An 18,302-nucleotide genomic window follows, 5' to 3' on the forward strand; every position below is an offset into this window, starting at 1 on the left:
ATTGTAAACTTATGCCGTAAACTATATCCAAAGGTTCGAGTGTTGCCCGCAGCAGAAATAAAAAGAGGCCGCAAGCGGCCCCTAGACAGAAAATGAAAACCTTAATCCAATTTAGGATGTTGGTCGATTAGACGCTGTTTCTTGCGTTCCAATTCTTCAATCTGCTCGTTAATATCCTCAACCTTTTGCTCGATGTTGTCATAAGTCTCTTGTAACAACTCTTTCGCTTCAGCACGGTCAGAAGCTGCTGGCGTTGCGCCTCTAAGAGGCTTATTCGCCGTTTCTTTCATAAACAAGCCCGTTGCTAATCCGATTAACGCCACAACCATCAAGTAATAGGCTGGCATATACAGGTTGTTGGTGGTTTCAACCAACCAAGCTGCAATCGTCGGCGTCAAACCAGCAATAAGTACTGAAATATTAAACGAAATCGCTAGCGCACTGTATCGAATATGCGTTGGGAACATTGCTGGCAGCGTAGACGCCATCACCCCCGTAAACGCATTCAGCAATATAGCTAATATCAACAGCCCCAAGAAAATCAAACCAATGATATCGCTGTTGATGAGTTTGAAACAGGGGATGGCTAATAACAGTAAACCAATGCTACCAAAGATAATAAATGGCTTACGGCCAAAGCGGTCACTCATTAGTCCCATAACCGGCTGGACAAACAGCATACCGATCATAATCGCAATGATGATCAACACGCCGTGGTCTTCTGAATAATGCAGGTTATGCGACAAATAGCTCGGCATATACGTCAGCAACATGTAATACGTTACGTTGGTTGAGATAACCAGACCGACACAGGTCAACAAGCTTTTCCAATGCTGAGCAAGAATGGTTTTAAATGAAGTCTTAGGCGGATTTTGAATCGCATTGCGATCGTCCTGCTCCATTTTATCTACATGCTGTTGGAACGCTGGCGTTTCTTCTAATGCATGGCGTAAATAAAGACCAATCAAACCTAATGGTGCAGCAATAAAGAATGGAATACGCCATCCCCAATCAAGGAAATCTTGCTCACCAACAATGCTAGAAATCAGTACCACTACGCCGGCACCCAAAACGAAGCCCGCAATGGAACCAAAGTCTAACCAGCTCCCCATAAATCCGCGTTTTCTGTCTGGAGAATATTCAGCAACAAAGATTGCTGCTCCTGAATACTCACCACCGACGGAAAAGCCTTGAGCTAATTTAGCCAACAGCAACAGAATCGGAGCCCAGATCCCTATCGATGCATAAGACGGAATGAGGCCGATACAGAACGTACTCACCGCCATGATAATAATAGTGACAGAGAGAACTTTTTGGCGGCCAAATTTATCCCCCAATGCACCGAAGAATAATCCGCCTAAAGGACGAATGAGGAATGGAACAGAGAATGTAGCCAGCGCCGCGATCATCTGAATACCTGGATCGGCACCGGGGAAGAATACTTGACCCAGTGCATAGGCAACAAACCCGTAAACACCAAAGTCGAACCATTCCATCGCATTACCCAACGCTGCCGCGGTAATGGCTTTTTTTAACTTCTCATCATCGATAATTGTAATGTCGTTAATATGTAGCGGCTTTGCCTGCTTTCTTCTTAATCTCATTATTATTTCCTTGCAAAATTTTGTGTCGCACAGTGAATGCCTTCTCACCGTGCCTCACGATGGTCCGTTCTCTACCCGTCTTACTTCAAAATTGCTTACGTATTGGCTGCGCTCGTCCACCCTGCTTGCGACTTTTAGACGTTCATAGCCTATGACAACTCGAATACTCAGGATAAAGCCCCCAATGGGACACGACCTAAATCGCTGATAGTGCGCTTTCCGGCAGCCTCAGATAAGCAGTCTCCTACCTGATCAACCACACCCTAACAGCCCTTTTCTCCTTATTTAATCCTTCAAATAATGCTGTTTAACTATAACAATAATTCAACAAAACAGACTAAATGTCAAAATTTGTGATCTTAGTCACTGAGAGTGTAAAGATCGTATAGGCCTGAAAAAAAGCCATTTTTGAGATAATAACTAGGCAAAACTAATGAGCTACTGCCGCATAGAATGGGACTGAGAGATATTTGTGAGAGATTTGTCAGGCGGAAAAAAAGTGCGGAAAAGCAAACAGAAATGGCTAGGTATCATCCATGATACCTAAAAAATATTTATCTATTGGGGCTCAGTTAAGGCGCCTCAATGACTATTGCAACACGTCTATTTTCAGAACGTCCCTGCTTAGTGCTATTGCTAGCAATCGGATGACTTTCTCCCATTCCGCGCGTTGTAAGATTCATGCGTGGGATCCCCCCCTGAGAAAGAGCATCAGCCACTGTATTGGCGCGTTTTAGCGATAGCTGCTGGTTGTAGCTTTCATCACCATAATTATCGGTAAAGCCATCTAAGCGCGCATGCAGAATATTGATTTGCGCAAGCGTCTTACCCATTTTTTTTACCGTTTCCGTGCTTTCTGGCGTCAGATTAGATTTGTTATTACCAAACAATACCTTCTCAGACAGTCCAAACATCCATCCCTCATCGGTCTGATGGAAGCCCTGCTCTTTTAGTACTGCAATTTGTTCTGCGGTTAATCCGCCTTTATGCTGACATCCCGCTAAAAATAGTACTGCTAAAATTATTCCTACCCATTTCCACTGAGTGTGTAATCTCACGTTCATTCCTCTTCCTATTTTTTTTAATATCATCGTTACGAGAAGCTCCAACCGCCACCGTTATGCTTACTGTGATACATAGCGGCATCCGCTTTCTCCAATAATTCAGCTGGCGTACTCCCAGCATTTGAAAGCGTAAAACCTATGCTGAGTGATACAAATACCTCTTCACCATTAGGCAGATATATCGTGCGTCTCATTGCCTTGAGGATTTTTTCGATTACCTGCATGACATCGTCCTGATCAACCACGTGACGCAATAAAATTGAAAACTCATCACCGCCCATCCTGGCAACTAAGTCATTTTTACCGACCAGCGTTTTTAGACGTTCTGCAATCGTGGTTAGTACATGATCGCCGGCCGAATGCCCCCAAGTATCATTGACAGCTTTAAAACCATCACCATCAAGAAACATGACGCATATTTGTTCCTGCATCATGTTCATACTCTCTAGCATGCTCATGAAGTTTGAGCGATTTGGCAGTGACGTTAATGGGTCATGCAATGCTTTATAAGAAAGCTGATCGTTCTCGATCATCAAATCAGCATGTTGCAATTCCATTTCACGCAATAAGCTATTGAAGCCCCGACTCAGCTCATTAATCTCTGCAATTTGTGAAGGCCGTACCCTGATTGAAAATTCTCTCTTTTCTCGGGCCAAACGAGCCACATGGGCAATATTTTGCAGCTCATCGACAATTCCGGTGTGCATACGGCGCACTAACCAAAACGACAGCAAAGCGGTAATCACCAAACAACTCAATAGGCCAAGCAACAAATTGCTCAAGAATTTAACCATAGTGGCGCCACCTGCGGTCAACGTGACGTATCCCACCACTTCATTCTCACTCACTACAGGTTGAACAACCATTTTTGGCAATAGCCATTTTCGAATCGGGTCGTCAAGCGTCAAACGCATGCTGGTAGGTGAGGTCCAGCTTGCGAGTAACTCCTTCTTTTGATCGTAGATCCTCGCCTCATACACTTGTTCTTTTTTAGCGATCAACGTCAACGCATCCTGAGCCGCCGGTTTATCGCCAAATACCACTGCAGCCGCGCTGGTATAACTAATCGTGGCTGCAACCAACTGTAAGTTATGTTCAGCGTATGACTTCAGCGTGAAAACAGAAAGCACTGACAGCGGTATCCCCGCCATTAGCAGAGTAATAGCGATAATCATTAAATGAATACGCTGAAACATACTACGTAACGTTGGACGAGATTTAGGCATGTTCGCGTTTGAGAAAAAAGTGAATCTCATCCGATTACCCTTTTCTCTTAGCTAAAAGCAGCACATTAGGATTCACTTGAACGTTACTACGCGCCAGAATATCCAAATTGAGATCAAATGCGACCCCCGAATTATCGATGCGTAAACAAAACGCGCTTCCTCTAAGGCATTCCTTATTATCTTCTGCAATTGTTAGAATACTTTTACCTTGCATACTTTGAATGATCAGTTCTTGGTCATCTGGTTTTATATTTCCGAAGTACACCGCGTCACATTGTTCCAACAGTTTCGTGGGCGAAAAATCGACGACTTTAGCATCTACGCGTCTGCTGGGTAACGTAATCGTACTCTCAGTCAACAAACGCGCATAACGCGCAGGAGGGACGATACAAAGCTTTATAGGATCTGGAGAGCTCGCCCAACGGGTATAACGAAGCATTCCTATCACGACCTTTGCAACATCTTGCTCTTTGATGGTTAGAGTTTCCGGCGCTTCTTGAATTTCATCTACCGCTAAACCGTTAACGGTGTACATCATGAGAACCAACATCAGGGTTGGCGCAAATAGCAACCTGCTAAAGCAGTGAGAAAGTTTTGCACGGATTGAAGGTAATATCATGAACCAAGGGACCCTACGCTAACGGCCTCTATTTTCATTAGGTTGCACATAATTATTACTCCGTTAACATCCGCCAGCATAATGAAAACATTAAGCACAAAAAAAGTATACAAACAAACTATAAGATTTTTCTTACTCGTTGTGTTTCCGCATAAATTTCTTCGCTATTTTTATTAAGTCCGGCATAAACCTCAATAAGATTGTTCCATTTGTCGGGATAACATGCACGGCACGGACGGATAAATACATTAAAATGTGAGCAATATCTAATAGATGGAGGTATCGGCAACTATCGGCTTTTCTTTAATAAATGCCAACCGTCATTAGCTATTTAGTTAGCACGCAAATTAACCAACTTTGTTCGTAGTTCAATATGCATGCAAATAGGTTGTTTTTTGAGGATGTGATGGCGCACTAAATATGTGGATATTGGTCGCGGAATAAGCCGCCTCTTCGACGGCCATTCTTTCATCTCAGTGTTTTTTGTTCATTTCCATGACTTCATCAAGTTTTGGATACAATCTCTGGTCACGAAACTTTGCAGGAGAAGTATTAAAGTGAGCTCTAAATACACGACTAAATGTTTGCTGTGAGCTAAAACCGTATTTAAGTGCAATATCAATAATTGGGAGTTCGCTTGCACAAAGCAGCGTAGCGGCCTCATGTAAACGACGCTTGCGAACATATTCTGCAATAGAAAGTCCCTTTTTTTGCTTGAACTCGCGCTGCAAATACCACTTCGAATATCCACTTTTCGCTGCTATTGCATCCACTTTAATGGCCTCACTCAGCTGAAGTTGTCCTTCTAACCACTGGATAAGATCGCTGACAATCACCTCTGACATTTTTAACCTCTTCGTTGAATATCAGCCGATTAGCTGATACCCATTATTTCTTTAGCCAAATCCATGGTCTGTTCTGCTTTAGCTGCCTTTACCGGCACACCATACATGCGTTCGAGTCCCGAAACGAGATGAGACGCTGTCTCTCCTGATGCGTTCAAAACAATACCTCGGCACCGCTGAGAAAAATCATTACGGTGGATTTTCAACCATTTGGCAATAATCGTTCGTGCATCACGAGCACTCTCCCCACCAGCAGAAGATTCATCTGGTTGAGCGGCCACATTGACCTCAGGGTATATCAGTACAAACGGGCGATTTTGCGCAAGCAAACGTTCGGTCTGAGCGACCCAATCGTTGCCTAAAAAACACATAAATTCTGCGCTGACCTTAACCAATGGCCAATCGCTCAGATCATACAGCTGCCTATTTTTATTGCTCATGTCTTTTACCTTTATATGAGTTGGTATCGATATGCTTAGGTAAGACATGCTCACATTGCTTTAAAGATATTCTGATTTTCCAGTTGGAAAACATCCCCTTCAAGTATGTGCATATTGTAAAGGTCTGCGCTTTTTATCTGGTGCATTTCGTGCTGACCAATCATGCAGTTTCACACCCAAAGCACAAATTAACGCTAAAAATAGAGCCACCTATAGAACAAAACACCAAGAGAGCCATGAACAGATATGGTATGATGGAAACTACTATAAGAGGTGGTATGTATGGCCTTAATGACTAAGGTTCTCGATATATTTAAAAGTAAGCAGGCGTTTGTTGTCTGTCAGGAATGTCATCATAAAGGCCGCTTTGATGAGTTCAAGATTGAAGACAGCATAATGATGCATTGCCCACATTGTCACTACAGCTTTAATCGAAAACGTCACAAGCTTTCTTCGATTTAATAATCCGCTCTACTCTTTTTCAATTTGTTCATGTGTTTCCCCCAAAGGGGGTTTACCCAGTGTAAGCTATGCTTCTAATGCGTTAATAATGCAATAAAACTTATCAGCCGTTGAAGCGGGATTGAACTTACCTTGCTAGAATAAGCCAAGGAATTTTTTGCAATCCTTATGCGAGGTTTTTGTGCGTTTCTTACTCAACACCATGACAGGACTCGTTATATTGCTTTTATCTATATGGACTGCATTAATCTTTGATTTCAACGAGATCAATAAACTTCCTTCCTATTTATTCCATCATTTAGAATCGTTTCTCAACCGTTGATTCTTGCCTTATACTCACCAAGCGATGGATTCAACTGGTATATCTCCTAGCGCTTAATATCACTGTTTATAAGGATTTACGATGTCCCCCGTTTTCATCACCTACGGAGCTTTGGCCTTTGCTATTGTCTGCGAAGTTATTGCAACATCCATTCTTCCTCATACTAAAGAGTTCACACGACCAGGACTCACGCTGGTGATGGCTCTGCTCTACGCCACTGCTTTTTATATGCTTTCGATTGCGACACGTACGATGCCTATCGGAATTGCCTATGCTATCTGGAGTTGTCTGGGGATCGTATTGATTGCGGGCGCCAACTATGTGCTGTTCAAACAGACTCTCGATTTCCCAGCCATGCTTGGACTGGTGTTTATTATCGCTGGCGTGTTAATCATTAATTTATTCTCCCGTTCTGTTTCACATTAAAACTCAAGAAACTCGTGAGCAGAATCATTTCCAACATAAGTCGCCTTTCTTTAAAGGCGCTCTAAAATCCATTTTTGCATTGTCCCAAACCCACATATTCTCTTGTTTTTTTAGCTTCATATGATTAATGTATTTTTCACACAAAAATACATTTTTTATCTATCATATTTCATTCAATAATATTTATATTAATAGTATTAGAATTAATAGGCTATTTCATGAGTTCAAGAGTCGTGAGAATGGCCAGTTCAGAGCGTCAAGAACATCCCATTCATACTGACACAATCAATCAAATTCGTGCGGGCAACAAATGAAGAATATGAATGACAAGCAGATCCTCAAACGTGTAAGAGGCGTCGACCTTAACTTACTTACTGTTTTTGAAGCCATTTTTAACTGTAAGAGCGTTAGCTTAGCCGCAAAAATGCTAAACATATCACCATCTGCTGTTAGCCAGTCACTACAAAAAATACGTAATCATTATGATGACATTCTATTCATTCGTCAGGGAAATGTTCTGCAACCTACGTTAGTCTGTTTAAGTCTACACGACCAATTAGCTGAAATTATGCGTTTGGTTGATGTATCTTTGAATACAATCAATGACCCAACTAAGAAAAAAAAGTTTATTATCTACGCGTCGCATTACGTCGCATCTCACTACCTGCCTAAACTCATTCATGCACTTGAGCATCAAGCTCCTAATATCGAAATTATGCACTACACCTTGACAGAAGAGATGAAAGTGGATGAATTGCTAATCAACCGTCAGGCTGACCTGATCTTTGATATTCATCCAACCACTAGCCATTCCGTTATTTCTATCCCCTTTTCATCTGAGCCACTCTCTTTAGTGTGCAGCGCTAATCACCCACGGTTGAAAGGCAACGTAGATTTTAGTGAGCTCAGTGCAGAACGGTTTTGTGGTCTGCACTCGGCAATCCCTTATATCATGCGACGTCAGGTTGAATTTTCACGAATACTTGAAGGCCGAAACTTTATCTTCTCCAGCGATTCCGTTATGGCTCTTTTAAGTATTATCGAAAACACCGAGTCTATTGGTATTATGCCTTCTAGCCTATTAGCTGAAAGTTGCGGAGCCAAAATCCAAGCTATCGACGCAGGCCTACACCTTGAGCCCATTACGTTCTACTTCTTATACAACAAGCACTCAGCACACACTCCTGGATTCAGCCAGTTTTTAACTATCGTCAATCAACTCAGTACCGTTTCCAGCAAATGACTGACATCACACACTCCGCATCAATATTTGTCTGCCATAAATCTGAAACGTTATGCCAAACGAAATACCGAAATGGCCTGCTTTAAAGCATCAGCCTGATGTCCTTGCTGCTGGGCGACTCTCACGGTCTCAGCCACGTGGTTAACATTTTCCTGCACGCTGGCATCGATACTTGTAATACTGATATGCATTTGTGAAATACTGGCTCGCTGCTGAACACTCATGGTCGATAACTCATCCACCAACTGCGCCAAACGGCCAATAGCCCGCATCACTTCCTGCATCGTTTCCCCTGCCGCCGCCACTTGACTCGACCCTTTTTGGGTACAATCCATTGATACAGCAATCAATTGCCGTATCTCTTTGGCTGCATTTTCACAGCTCAATGCGAGCATTCTGACTTCAGTCGCCACGACGGAGAATCCTTTACCATGCTCGCCTGCGCGAGCCGCCTCTACCGAAGCATTTAGCGAAAGAATGTTGGTTTGGAAGGCAATGCCATCGATAATCTCCAGAATATTGCCAATGCGCAGAGACTCCTCTTTGATCTGTGCCATCGTGTGGATAGCCGAGGTGATACTCTCGCCGCCGCAAGCGGCCACCGCAGTGACTTTCGCTGAAAGTTCCTGTGCCAACAGCGCTTTTTCACTGGTGTGTGCGGAAACAGACGTTAGCTGTTCCATCGCGCTCGCCACCACGGCAAGAGCCGAAGCTTGCTCCTCCGTACGCTGTGACAGCGCGGAATTTTGTCTCATCAGACTTTCTGACCCACCCTGCACCATTGAAATCCCACGGCTCACTTGAGCAAGGGTATGACGCATGGTGTTCAACGTTGTGCTAAATGTTCGCGCAAAAGGTGAATGGTTTATAGGTGCCTCATTATCGAGCGTTAAACAGCCTGACTCGCGATTAATATGCGCGGCTAACTGAGCGACCTCACTAGCAGAGCGCGCATCACGCGCCATATTCACCGCAATAAAAATTAGCATTGCTGTTTGCGCCACCACGAATAATGCGTGAAAAATCACCATGTGTAGCCCTGGATGCATAAAGCATACAATGCCGTAGAGATCATTTTCCTGTAGGTAGTTAAACAATAGATGGTGAACCGCCGCCGTCGCCGCTCCTATTAGTAAAGGGCGATAATCGCGGTACGCCAACAGTGCCGAAAGTAGCACAAACACCGAGAAGTGGAATTCTGTCTCCCCTTCGCCTAATTGGATAAGTAAGGCGGCAAAAGCGAGCAGGATGAAGGCAAAGAATAAGCGAGTGATTAATTTGCCGGGGAAAAGAAATTTTATCAACGATGAACTAAAGGCCAATATGCTGCCCACGATGAGGGCGGTAGTCAAATGATCGTAATACCAGCCGACACCCGCCGAGATAACCAATAGGCCCCATACCAAAAAAAACATCAGCAAATCAGCCCGCCTGTAAATCTGTTCGAGTGAAACCATCTCTGACGGCTCATTTCTGCTATGCAAAATCGTCACTGTCGCCATTATTTCATCCACACTGTCTGTGAGTAGAATTACTAATTCTGGAAGCTACTTTCTAATCAAGCGTAGATGCTTTTAGCGGCAACGGAGAAAAAATTATTGTCTGTTTTCCCTGTAGAATTAGCCGCTAAGTCTATTCGTTCGTTTCGAAATAAACGGCTGACGCGCCTATCTAATATGTGCATTTGTCTTTACGTGGTTCCCCGCCAAGCGAACGCATAAAGTTTCATTTACTGACTATCACTAACGTAAACTAAATAGCGGCGCTATCCTTCTCATAACATCCAAAGAAGGAATTATTTCCATGAAACTATTCACAGCACAGTTGCAAGACGTACAAAAAATCCTTCCGCTCTATCTTGGTTACAGAGCATTTTATCAGGTCGATGAATCCGCCGAAAAAGCTGAAAAATTTCTCACGGAGAGAATGAGAAATCATGAGTCAGTCATCTATTTTGTGGAAAAAGACGGGATGCCAGTAGGGTTCGCTCAGCTATATCCACTGTTCTGCTCGCTGGAGATGAAACGCATTTGGCTGTTGTATGATCTCTTTGTCGCGCCTGAAGCCAGAAAAGAAGGTGTGGCTCAGATGCTGTTAGCAAGAGCTGACCAGCTTGCAACCGAAACCGATTCTGCGTTTATCATGCTGAGCACCGCAACGGACAATGTGCGAGCTCAGGCGCTATACGAAAAAGAGGGTTACGTACGAGATACACAGTTCTTTGTTTATAATAAAATGGTGAGCTGATCTCGATGGCGCCACTCGCCTGAAATGTTAAAGGCCACCTGATGGTGGCCTTCTAAACAGATTCTCTATTTATCACGCGTAAGTTTCTCATCCTCTTCGGGTACTTCAATAGGGTTGAAGCCAAACGCAATAGCCGCGAGCAGCCCCACTAAATATCCCACTAACCGACTGCGAAAAATCTCTTTGAGTAGCCTCATCGCATCTCCGACTGTAAAACGGGTCAAGATCATATCGCGTTTTTTTCGGCAAAAATGCCGGGGAACCTGCAAATATTAAGTTAATTCACTTTGTGAATAGTTTTTACATCTGCCCCGTTTTCAATATCGAGATGAGGATACCGAGACATTTGCTGGCTTAATTCAGACGAGTAATCCTTTGGCGTAGAAAATCCACCAACCGCTGACAATCAGGAGAAAAAGGCTTGGATAATGTGCTTACAACGCCAACATCCATATAGGTAACACAGTCGTCGATTGTTCGGCGCATAACCCGAAGCCCCTCCAGTGACCAAGGTCGATAAACGAGATCGGACAAAATTGTGACGCCTTTACCCTGGGCCACTAGACTGCGAATCGCCTCAAACGAGTTGGTTCTAAATTGAATATCGGGCACACAGCCACGCGCCTGCCAATAGTCCTGAATCACTTCCGGATATTCATCTGTTATCAGCAGCAGAAATGGGCTTTTCTCAACATCGCTAAGATTAACCACGGATTGGCTCTGCAATGGATGTCCAATCGGCGTCCATAGTTTTCTGGGGGAACGGATAAAAGTTTCAATCTTCAGATCGTCATCGTGCTTAATATTCGACGTCAATAACAAGCAAAAATCGAGCTGGTTTTCCCGTAGCGCATTGACCAGCACCGGTGATGTCGCCTCTTCAAAAATAATTTCCATCAACGGGAAACGGTTTTGGATATCACTCAGAATCGTCGGTATCAGATATGCAGAAAGCGTTTCAGCCAGCCCAATACGCACTGTACCTGAAGCTAGCTCAGGTTGATTATGTAACTCCTCCAGCGCAGCGTGGCTATCAGCGATAATTTTACGCGCATGGCTAAGAAAACGTTCGCCGGCTGAAGTTAAACTCACGCCCTTTGGATGTCGTATAAATAACTGGCTATTGAGCGCGTCTTCCAGATTACGCATCGACACCGTCATTGACGACTGAGAGATATGACATCGGCTGGCCGCTTTGGATATCTGCAACGTCTCAGCCAACGCAATGTAAAACTCAAGTTGCCTCAGCGTAAAATTCATAGTTTTAATCTATACCGATGGATGGAAAGTTTATATTAGCATCCCATATGGCATGCGCAGTAACCTTGTTTCAGTAACAAATTCATCCCGTTATTGGAGCATTTATGCCTTATTTTCTACTCAGCCTAGCGGCCTGTTTCTGGGGCGGAAACTACGTTGTTGGACATTTATTAGTCGCCCATGCAGACCCCATCGTTCTATCTTCGGCACGCTGGATTTTCACCGCTTTATTATTGCTTGCGCTCTATTTTCGCCAGGTAAAAGCGCAGTGGCCAGCGATGAAAAAATCATTTAGTACCATTGCATTCCTTGCTCTTTGCGGACAAGTATTATTTCCGCTAACTCTCTATATCGGTCTGCAATACACGTCATCGCTTAATGCCGCTATCTATTTATCCACCACACCCGCGATGGTATTACTGATAAATCGCTTTATTTTCAGAGAGCATATATCTAGTCGAAATATCGCCGGCGTAGCCTTAAGTTCACTAGGCGTTATCTGGTTAATCTTACAGGGAGATATTGCTCACGCGGATATATTGAAAAAACTCAACCGAGGAGACTTGTGGACCATGGGCTCTGCCATCAGTTGGGCTATTTATTGCGCATTCTTACGTATAAAACCTGCCGAGGTGAGAGGCAATGCTTTTGTAACCGTCAGCGCGGTATTAGGTGCTCTCGTTTTGATTCCTGTATTGCTCATCAGCATAGCGGAAAACGGTCTTCCCGATATGAGTGCTTATACTCAACCAACGTTTTTAAGTGGACTGATCTATCTGATCATTTTTCCTTCTTGGCTCTCCTATTTGCTATGGAACAAAGGAATTACCACTATCGGTGCAACGCGTGGGGAGATATTCTCACATCTGATACCACTCAGCGGCGGCGTATTTAGCCTGCTATTCCTGCATTCGCCTCTGCATACCTATCATGGAATAAGTGCCCTTTTCATTATTGGTGGGATCGCGCTATGTTCGCGGGCAAAACATCCTTTGCCGAAGTTAGACAATCACGTTAGCACCATTGAATAATCTTGAGAGCCGCACAACGCCCTGTTCTGCGTCTTTTGCCTACGCAGAACAGAAACAATGTTCAACACACGGGCATCCGTTAGAAACTCTCGCCAGAAATCTTTTGGTTATAGTAAGCCTTAACGATCCCACGCCAGACTGCCCCCTATTGTTCACCTTGATAACGCATTTTAATCTCTGACAATGGATGGCTCATATTGTCATTATGGGCACCTTCAATTTTAGCGATAATGACTTGGTATCCCGCGATCCACTTACCGCTGAGCTCTTTAGCCTTCAGGTGCTCAACGTTTTTCATCAATAACTCCATTGCACTTCGACTACTCCAGTAGTAATTATTGATCACACGGCCAGTTTTAGGATCTGCATAGGACTCCATGCCAATAAACCCCGGTGTCGCCTGAGTGAACGCCTCAATTTTTGCGTCCAGAGCATAAAACTCGTCGTCGTACTCTTTTTTATCAAAGATAAAACTCGTCAAAAACGTAGGCATGTGCCCTCCTCATATAAACATTTCATTATTACCACTCAGCCCAAAACCAGCGAGATGCTGTTCAATAGTGGCATTGGCATCATACTTTGTAATTCATTAATCAACTTCTCGCCGGCCTCATATAATCCAGCTAACGGCATCGTTATCTGAGGGCGCTAAGCATAAGAAGCCGCTGGCTGCTTAAGTCGAAACTTTTAGCTGCCATCATCAGCTAAACAATAATAGTTGTCATTACTCAAAGGGATCATGACACAGTGTTAACTATTTAGACAAAAGTGATATTTAATTGGCTATATCAGATGCACCTAAGTTTACCTTAATGTTTAGTATATAAGATTACCCCATATCGAGTCTGGCTAGCGTGGAAATCAAATGTCTATATCAACGTTAATAGGTAACTTTTGGCATTTCTTAGGTTTATATCAAAAGTTCTTTTTGCGATGCCTGCACATAGCCATTGCAATTCTTGTTATCACTCAAATACTCAATAGCAATGGCATGGGGTTTACACCAACGCAGCAAGTTCGCTCCGATCTGTTGACTGAGTTTTTCACGTGGATGCATATTGCCATCGGAATTGCTTTACTATGTTTATGCGTCGCGCTGGTCGTCTATTGCTTAGCAACCCGAGGTTTTCGTTATTTCTATCCCTATCTGTGGGGCGATTTCACCCAAATTAGACGCGATCTAAAAACGATAACCCGTTTCAAACTGCCTGAAAGTGAACCTAGAGGTCTGGCTACCTGCGTACAGGGCTTGGGCCTAGGAGCCTTATCACTCGTCGTTATCTCAGGCTTTACATGGTTTGTTTTATGGAGACTCAATTCAGCGTGGGCCGTAGATATGAAGGATATCCACAAATCCCTTACAGGACTTATTGAGTTCTATATCGTCGCACATGGTTCAATGGGAATATTGCACTTCATTATGTGGCGCTTTGGTAAGCAATAATTCGATCTCACTAAGCCAACGTAGAGTGCTCACTGCCCTATTTTATCACTATCAGGGGATTCACTAGTGAGCCATAACAATAGGGAGATCGCTAAATCTCGTTGTATAGGCTGGCGAAAGCATACTTCGCTTCATCTGCCAGCCTTTTTGAATGCCTTGTCCGGCAAACCACACCCTCCCGCGACCTTTCTTATTTATCTCGTCGAGAACGTTCATTAGCGCTTCACTATTTGGCTTGGGGCCGAACTCATCAAACAAGTTGAGTTGTAAGACTCCTTGATCATAAAAATCACCAAGCACGACCCCCGCTTTTTGATAACGCTTATCTGGCTGCCAAATTTTCGCTAAACAGGCGAGCGCCTGCTTGACGATATCTCGCGTGTCATTGGTGGGGGTTTCGAGCTGGGCCGATGCTGAATTTCCGTAATATGGATGCCGTTCCGCAAATGGTGATGTTTTAATGAAGGCGCTCACATGCTTGCAGAATTGACTTTCTCCTCTGAGCTTTTCAGCGGCCCTTTCTGCATAGCTACAGATAGCCTCTTTCATATCCTGATACTCAGTAATGTGATGACCAAAGCTGCGACTACATAGAATCTGTTGCTTCGTGGGAAGCATCTCCTCAATGCCCAAACATGATTCACCTCGTAATTCACGCACCGTTCTCTCAAGAACTACGCTGTAATTACGTCGTACATAGGCTAAATTCATATCAGCCAATTTTAGTGCTGTATCAACCCCTATTGTTCGCAGCGATTTAGATAGCCTTCTGCCAACGCCCCAAATCGTTTCCACTGGCATGAGAGCCATCAATTTTCTCTGCCGCAGTTCGTTGGTCAAAACAACAACACCACCGGTCTTACCCCATTGTTTCGCCGCATGGTTAGCCAATTTCGCCAGCGTTTTGGTTGGGGCAATCCCTACTCCCACGGTGAGATGGGTTCCCCACCAAATTTGCTCTCGAATCTCACGCCCATAGCCGTCAAGATCTCGGCAATGATTCACACCACGCAGATCCAGAAATGCCTCGTCGATCGAATACAACTCCACGTGCGGAGCCATCTCTTCAAGCAAGGACATAACCCGTCGACTCATGTCACCATACAAAGAATAATTGCTACTAAACACATGGACGCCGTGTTGTTCACATAGCTGGCGCAGCTTGAAGTATGGCGTCCCCATAGTGATGCCGAGCTTTTTAGCCTCAACGGAACGAGCGATCACACAGCCATCATTATTCGATAGAACAACGATAGGCTGGCCACGTAAATCGGGGCGAAACGCCGTCTCACAGCTGGCATAAAAGCTATTGACGTCAACAAGAGCAAACACTATCGCGCCTCATTAATTACAAATTTCACTACACCAAATGTTTCGAGATCCTCCCCCTCGTGAAGCTCAATCGGCGGGTAAGCGGGATTTTCAGCCAGAAGCCTCGTTCTAGGGTGCGTGACATAGCGTTTTACGGTGAACTCACCACCAAGACACGCAATGATAATGTCGTTGTGCTTAGGCCTGATACTCGAATCCACCAGCAATAACGAGCCGTCAAAAATACCGATCCCTACCATCGAGTCTCCAGCGACACGAACAAAATAGGTCGCGGCGGGATGTGCAATCAGCAGCTCATTTAGATCAATAGGCTTATCGATGTAATCCGCGGCGGGGCTTGGAAAACCGGCAGGTACACGATCGTCATAGAGAGGCAGTGGGATTGCCTGCTGGGAAACGGTGGCTGGATAAAATTTCATAACGTCAAACCAATATATGTATATGCATACAGTATAATACTTGGTTTCAGTTATGAGAAGAGGTCGCTAGTGAGATAACCAGCGACGTAGAAGGAAAGTTCTGATTAGAAAGGAGTTAAATATTTCGTACGGAGGCTTGTCTTGATTAGCCAACGTCAGCCTGCAGAAAAATACCTAGCTCGAAAACATCCATTTAATCATTCAGATACATTCATGAATATCTCGTTTTATCACAACATCAGAGTTTCTTCTGCAGTAAAACCGGAGTTATTTTATTTATATAAATTGAATTATCTGGTATATCTGATAACACCAAAGCCTGAGCTCCGATTGTTACATTATTACCTATCTTAATAACATCAGATATAATACATGCATTAGCACCAATATCGACATTATTACCAATGTTTATTGAATAGTGACTTCCATTTATATTTTTCACTCCAATGGTAACACCTTGTTTAATAGATACATTATCTCCAATAACCGCAAAATTTGTTATCACAACATTCGAGAAATGATTTATCCAAGGATTGTCTCCAATAATAGCCCCTAGCATTATATCCACATTGAAGTTTGAAATTAGGTCTCTATTTATTCTTTTTGCTACTTTTTTATAATTTCGATTACCACTGAGATACATCGCATTTGCTAATCTCCACCAAAACCAGAAAATCGCATTCATATTTGTACTTTTTTTAGACTTCCTATACTCTTTAAATAGCCTTAGCCAAGAAAACTTATATTTCCCTTTTAATATTTCAGTTTCCCATGACTTTCTTAAATCACTATTTATATTTGAAATTAGATATAAAAAAACAAAGAAGAGTTTCATATGATTGTTTATTTTAATTAGCTAAATTAATAAGTTAGAATAATATCTGTTCAAAAAAATAATGCAATGTAATTTTGTGAGAAATGGTATAGCTAATCACTCTGTAATCAGCAAGTGGTGCCGGAATTCTCCTAGTAAATGGCATTGAACTCCGGCACAGGTGCAGCCTGAATTATTTCAGACTTTCAACAATTTCACCGTGGCGTCCACATCTATCTCATCTTCTGAGAAGATCAGCGTCTCTCCTTGGAAGGTTGTGATCGCCAGTTTTTTCAGCGTACGCATTTCATCTGGTTTAGCGGCTGATTTCGGCTTGATATTATTCATCAATATCCCCACAGACAGCACCGTATTCTCTTTATCAATACGGCTATCCGCAGGCACTTCTTCGCTATAAACCAGATAGGATTTGATTGAGGTAAGCTTAAGCCGCTCGCCTGCAATATAGATATATTTACTTTCCGGTATAACCTTTACCGCATAAGCCGATAAGCCTTTGTTATTCGTGGTGGGCTCGAAAGTCACCGCCGCATCTTTCTTAATCAGATCAGGATTGGCGACCTTAATCACATGAAAATAGCGGTTATCACCGTTTTCATCTTTGATAAATCCAAAACCTTTATCTTTAAACCACGTTGTGATCGTTCCATTCATCGCCATTATCGCCTACTTAATTGTTTATCTACTCAGTTTTTACAGCGCGCAGTGTAAAGCACAATGGCTGCGCAGACTATGCATTTGGTTTACGAGACTGAAAATCGCAGACAGGTACCCGCATTTGAGATGAAATTCTGACATCTCTGGCCTATGCGGCTAGCTATCCAGAATGAATCTGTGTTTGCCTTGAACTCGCTGGGCATAAAAATGTAATGAAAAGCCCAGAAGGACTTTTCATATATGAGCACCAGTAAAACGTTAATTACCACATCAAATCATCAGGCACTTTAAAATCAGCATACGGATCGTCTTCATCCTGCTCTTCCTGACTCAGTGCACTATTTAATACGATACTGCTCGCATCTCGCTGGGCAATTTTATCAGCGACGCTCGCGGGAATGATTGCATACTGGCTCTCCCCGCTGCTATCAATCACCAAACGGGCAATGGCGAGGCGACCGCTAATCAGTTGGGCTTGTGTGACCTTATCCACCTCTATTTTTTTAATGACGTTATTGTCTGTGAAATTGAAGCCAATATCGCCTTTTGAAATGTCGATTTTGTTCATTTCAATAAGCTGTTTCACCTGAGCTTTATATTCTTTAGACAAAGCGGCCTGCTTTTGTTGCTCGCTGAGCTGTTTATCACGCTCAAGCTGTGCTTTCTTATTCTCTTCTACCGCTTCTCTTGCTTCACGCGCCTGCACCCGTGATTTTTTAGCCGTTTTCTGGACTTTGGCCATTTTTTTGCTGGTCACTAATCCCGCTTTTAGCATCTGCTCTTGTAAGGTGAGTTTTGTCATTTTGCTGTCTAAATCCGTTGAATA

Annotated in this window: 20 protein-coding genes; 5 read left to right on the forward strand and 15 right to left on the reverse strand. The window is 43.4% G+C overall.

Annotated features, from left to right (window positions below):
* Window positions 1–101: 101 nt before the first annotated feature.
* The 6 genes from proP to M988_RS10575 form a co-directional block, all read right to left on the reverse strand.
* Entirely contained in the window at window positions 102–1,604 is a 1,503-nt protein-coding gene (proP, locus tag M988_RS10550; protein ID WP_039186868.1) for a glycine betaine/L-proline transporter ProP, read from the reverse strand.
* A 572-nt stretch (window positions 1,605–2,176) separates the two neighbouring features.
* The gene (yfiB, locus tag M988_RS10555; RefSeq protein ID WP_008813386.1) at window positions 2,177–2,668 is read right to left on the reverse strand and encodes an outer membrane lipoprotein YfiB; all 492 of its coding nucleotides are present in this window, start codon (window positions 2,666–2,668) and stop codon (window positions 2,177–2,179) included.
* A 29-nt stretch (window positions 2,669–2,697) separates the two neighbouring features.
* Window positions 2,698–3,924, reverse strand: coding sequence for a diguanylate cyclase DgcN/YfiN (gene dgcN / locus M988_RS10560; protein WP_020303769.1), 1,227 nt, complete (start codon window positions 3,922–3,924; stop codon window positions 2,698–2,700).
* Between the two features lie 4 nt (window positions 3,925–3,928).
* Window positions 3,929–4,513: a regulatory sequestration protein YfiR gene (yfiR, locus tag M988_RS10565; RefSeq protein WP_039186869.1), complete on the reverse strand. Its 585-nt coding sequence runs from the start codon at window positions 4,511–4,513 to the stop codon at window positions 3,929–3,931.
* Window positions 4,514–4,986: 473 nt separating this feature from the next.
* Window positions 4,987–5,358: a helix-turn-helix domain-containing protein gene (locus M988_RS10570; RefSeq protein WP_008813383.1), complete on the reverse strand. Its 372-nt coding sequence runs from the start codon at window positions 5,356–5,358 to the stop codon at window positions 4,987–4,989.
* Window positions 5,359–5,387: 29 nt separating this feature from the next.
* Window positions 5,388–5,798, reverse strand: a complete 411-nt coding sequence (locus M988_RS10575) for a hypothetical protein (protein WP_039186872.1) — start codon at window positions 5,796–5,798, stop codon at window positions 5,388–5,390.
* Between the two features lie 865 nt (window positions 5,799–6,663).
* On the opposite strand from M988_RS10575, the gene M988_RS10580 reads away from it, so the two are divergent.
* Window positions 6,664–7,008, forward strand: coding sequence for a DMT family transporter (locus tag M988_RS10580; protein WP_008813381.1), 345 nt, complete (start codon window positions 6,664–6,666; stop codon window positions 7,006–7,008).
* A gap of 310 nt (window positions 7,009–7,318) precedes the next feature.
* A complete protein-coding gene (locus tag M988_RS10585; RefSeq protein ID WP_082019177.1) occupies window positions 7,319–8,251 on the forward strand; it encodes a LysR family transcriptional regulator in 933 nt (310 codons plus the stop codon).
* Between the two features lie 50 nt (window positions 8,252–8,301).
* On the opposite strand, the gene M988_RS10590 is transcribed toward M988_RS10585, so the two are convergent.
* Entirely contained in the window at window positions 8,302–9,753 is a 1,452-nt protein-coding gene (locus M988_RS10590) for a methyl-accepting chemotaxis protein (protein ID WP_064574079.1), read from the reverse strand.
* Window positions 9,754–10,054: 301 nt separating this feature from the next.
* Here M988_RS10590 and M988_RS10595 point away from each other — a divergent pair, with 301 nt between their 5' ends.
* Window positions 10,055–10,498 (forward strand): GNAT family N-acetyltransferase, encoded by a 444-nt coding sequence (locus tag M988_RS10595; protein ID WP_008813379.1) that lies wholly within the window; start codon window positions 10,055–10,057, stop codon window positions 10,496–10,498.
* 65 nt (window positions 10,499–10,563) lie between these two features.
* Here M988_RS10595 and M988_RS23255 read toward each other — a convergent pair whose 3' ends face one another.
* Entirely contained in the window at window positions 10,564–10,695 is a 132-nt protein-coding gene (locus M988_RS23255) for a hypothetical protein (RefSeq protein ID WP_020303774.1), read from the reverse strand.
* A gap of 157 nt (window positions 10,696–10,852) precedes the next feature.
* The gene (locus M988_RS10600; RefSeq protein WP_008813378.1) at window positions 10,853–11,758 is read right to left on the reverse strand and encodes a LysR family transcriptional regulator; all 906 of its coding nucleotides are present in this window, start codon (window positions 11,756–11,758) and stop codon (window positions 10,853–10,855) included.
* A 104-nt stretch (window positions 11,759–11,862) separates the two neighbouring features.
* On the opposite strand from M988_RS10600, the gene M988_RS10605 reads away from it, so the two are divergent.
* Window positions 11,863–12,789: a DMT family transporter gene (locus M988_RS10605; protein ID WP_064574080.1), complete on the forward strand. Its 927-nt coding sequence runs from the start codon at window positions 11,863–11,865 to the stop codon at window positions 12,787–12,789.
* 145 nt (window positions 12,790–12,934) lie between these two features.
* Here the strand turns inward: M988_RS10605 and M988_RS10610 are convergent, their stop codons facing one another.
* Window positions 12,935–13,282, reverse strand: a complete 348-nt coding sequence (locus tag M988_RS10610) for an antibiotic biosynthesis monooxygenase family protein (RefSeq protein ID WP_008813376.1) — start codon at window positions 13,280–13,282, stop codon at window positions 12,935–12,937.
* A 372-nt stretch (window positions 13,283–13,654) separates the two neighbouring features.
* On the opposite strand from M988_RS10610, the gene M988_RS10615 reads away from it, so the two are divergent.
* A complete protein-coding gene (locus M988_RS10615; protein ID WP_064574081.1) occupies window positions 13,655–14,233 on the forward strand; it encodes a cytochrome b/b6 domain-containing protein in 579 nt (192 codons plus the stop codon).
* A 63-nt stretch (window positions 14,234–14,296) separates the two neighbouring features.
* Here the strand turns inward: M988_RS10615 and umuC are convergent, their stop codons facing one another.
* The 5 genes from umuC to M988_RS10640 form a co-directional block, all read right to left on the reverse strand.
* Complete coding sequence (umuC, locus tag M988_RS10620) at window positions 14,297–15,565, reverse strand: translesion error-prone DNA polymerase V subunit UmuC (protein WP_064574089.1); 1,269 nt, start codon at window positions 15,563–15,565, stop codon at window positions 14,297–14,299.
* Entirely contained in the window at window positions 15,565–15,984 is a 420-nt protein-coding gene (umuD, locus tag M988_RS10625) for a translesion error-prone DNA polymerase V autoproteolytic subunit (protein WP_039186882.1), read from the reverse strand. Before umuD ends, umuC begins: the two co-directional genes overlap by 1 nt.
* A 238-nt stretch (window positions 15,985–16,222) precedes the next feature.
* The gene (locus M988_RS10630) at window positions 16,223–16,819 is read right to left on the reverse strand and encodes a serine acetyltransferase (RefSeq protein ID WP_064574090.1); all 597 of its coding nucleotides are present in this window, start codon (window positions 16,817–16,819) and stop codon (window positions 16,223–16,225) included.
* Window positions 16,820–16,996: 177 nt separating this feature from the next.
* Window positions 16,997–17,479, reverse strand: a complete 483-nt coding sequence (locus tag M988_RS10635) for a cold-shock protein (RefSeq protein ID WP_004090082.1) — start codon at window positions 17,477–17,479, stop codon at window positions 16,997–16,999.
* Between the two features lie 259 nt (window positions 17,480–17,738).
* On the reverse strand, window positions 17,739–18,278 hold the full coding sequence (locus M988_RS10640) for a DUF2058 domain-containing protein (RefSeq protein ID WP_004090084.1): 540 nt from the start codon (window positions 18,276–18,278) through the stop codon (window positions 17,739–17,741).
* Window positions 18,279–18,302: the final 24 nt, after the last annotated feature.

This window comes from Hafnia paralvei ATCC 29927, from assembly GCF_001655005.1.
In the GTDB taxonomy this organism is placed as follows: domain Bacteria; phylum Pseudomonadota; class Gammaproteobacteria; order Enterobacterales; family Enterobacteriaceae; genus Hafnia; species Hafnia paralvei.

Coding starts and splice junctions, on each gene's coding strand:
- proP (WP_039186868.1), bottom strand. CDS start 1,604: ATGAGATTAAGAAGAAAGCAGGCAAAGCCGCTACATATTAACGACATT.
- yfiB (WP_008813386.1), bottom strand. CDS start 2,668: ATGAACGTGAGATTACACACTCAGTGGAAATGGGTAGGAATAATTTTA.
- dgcN (WP_020303769.1), bottom strand. CDS start 3,924: ATGAGATTCACTTTTTTCTCAAACGCGAACATGCCTAAATCTCGTCCA.
- yfiR (WP_039186869.1), bottom strand. CDS start 4,513: ATGATATTACCTTCAATCCGTGCAAAACTTTCTCACTGCTTTAGCAGG.
- M988_RS10570 (WP_008813383.1), bottom strand. CDS start 5,358: ATGTCAGAGGTGATTGTCAGCGATCTTATCCAGTGGTTAGAAGGACAA.
- M988_RS10575 (WP_039186872.1), bottom strand. CDS start 5,798: ATGAGCAATAAAAATAGGCAGCTGTATGATCTGAGCGATTGGCCATTG.
- M988_RS10580 (WP_008813381.1), top strand. CDS start 6,664: ATGTCCCCCGTTTTCATCACCTACGGAGCTTTGGCCTTTGCTATTGTC.
- M988_RS10585 (WP_082019177.1), top strand. CDS start 7,319: ATGAAGAATATGAATGACAAGCAGATCCTCAAACGTGTAAGAGGCGTC.
- M988_RS10590 (WP_064574079.1), bottom strand. CDS start 9,753: ATGGCGACAGTGACGATTTTGCATAGCAGAAATGAGCCGTCAGAGATG.
- M988_RS10595 (WP_008813379.1), top strand. CDS start 10,055: ATGAAACTATTCACAGCACAGTTGCAAGACGTACAAAAAATCCTTCCG.
- M988_RS23255 (WP_020303774.1), bottom strand. CDS start 10,695: ATGAGGCTACTCAAAGAGATTTTTCGCAGTCGGTTAGTGGGATATTTA.
- M988_RS10600 (WP_008813378.1), bottom strand. CDS start 11,758: ATGAATTTTACGCTGAGGCAACTTGAGTTTTACATTGCGTTGGCTGAG.
- M988_RS10605 (WP_064574080.1), top strand. CDS start 11,863: ATGCCTTATTTTCTACTCAGCCTAGCGGCCTGTTTCTGGGGCGGAAAC.
- M988_RS10610 (WP_008813376.1), bottom strand. CDS start 13,282: ATGCCTACGTTTTTGACGAGTTTTATCTTTGATAAAAAAGAGTACGAC.
- M988_RS10615 (WP_064574081.1), top strand. CDS start 13,655: ATGTCTATATCAACGTTAATAGGTAACTTTTGGCATTTCTTAGGTTTA.
- umuD (WP_039186882.1), bottom strand. CDS start 15,984: ATGAAATTTTATCCAGCCACCGTTTCCCAGCAGGCAATCCCACTGCCT.
- M988_RS10630 (WP_064574090.1), bottom strand. CDS start 16,819: ATGAAACTCTTCTTTGTTTTTTTATATCTAATTTCAAATATAAATAGT.
- M988_RS10635 (WP_004090082.1), bottom strand. CDS start 17,479: ATGGCGATGAATGGAACGATCACAACGTGGTTTAAAGATAAAGGTTTT.
- M988_RS10640 (WP_004090084.1), bottom strand. CDS start 18,278: ATGACAAAACTCACCTTACAAGAGCAGATGCTAAAAGCGGGATTAGTG.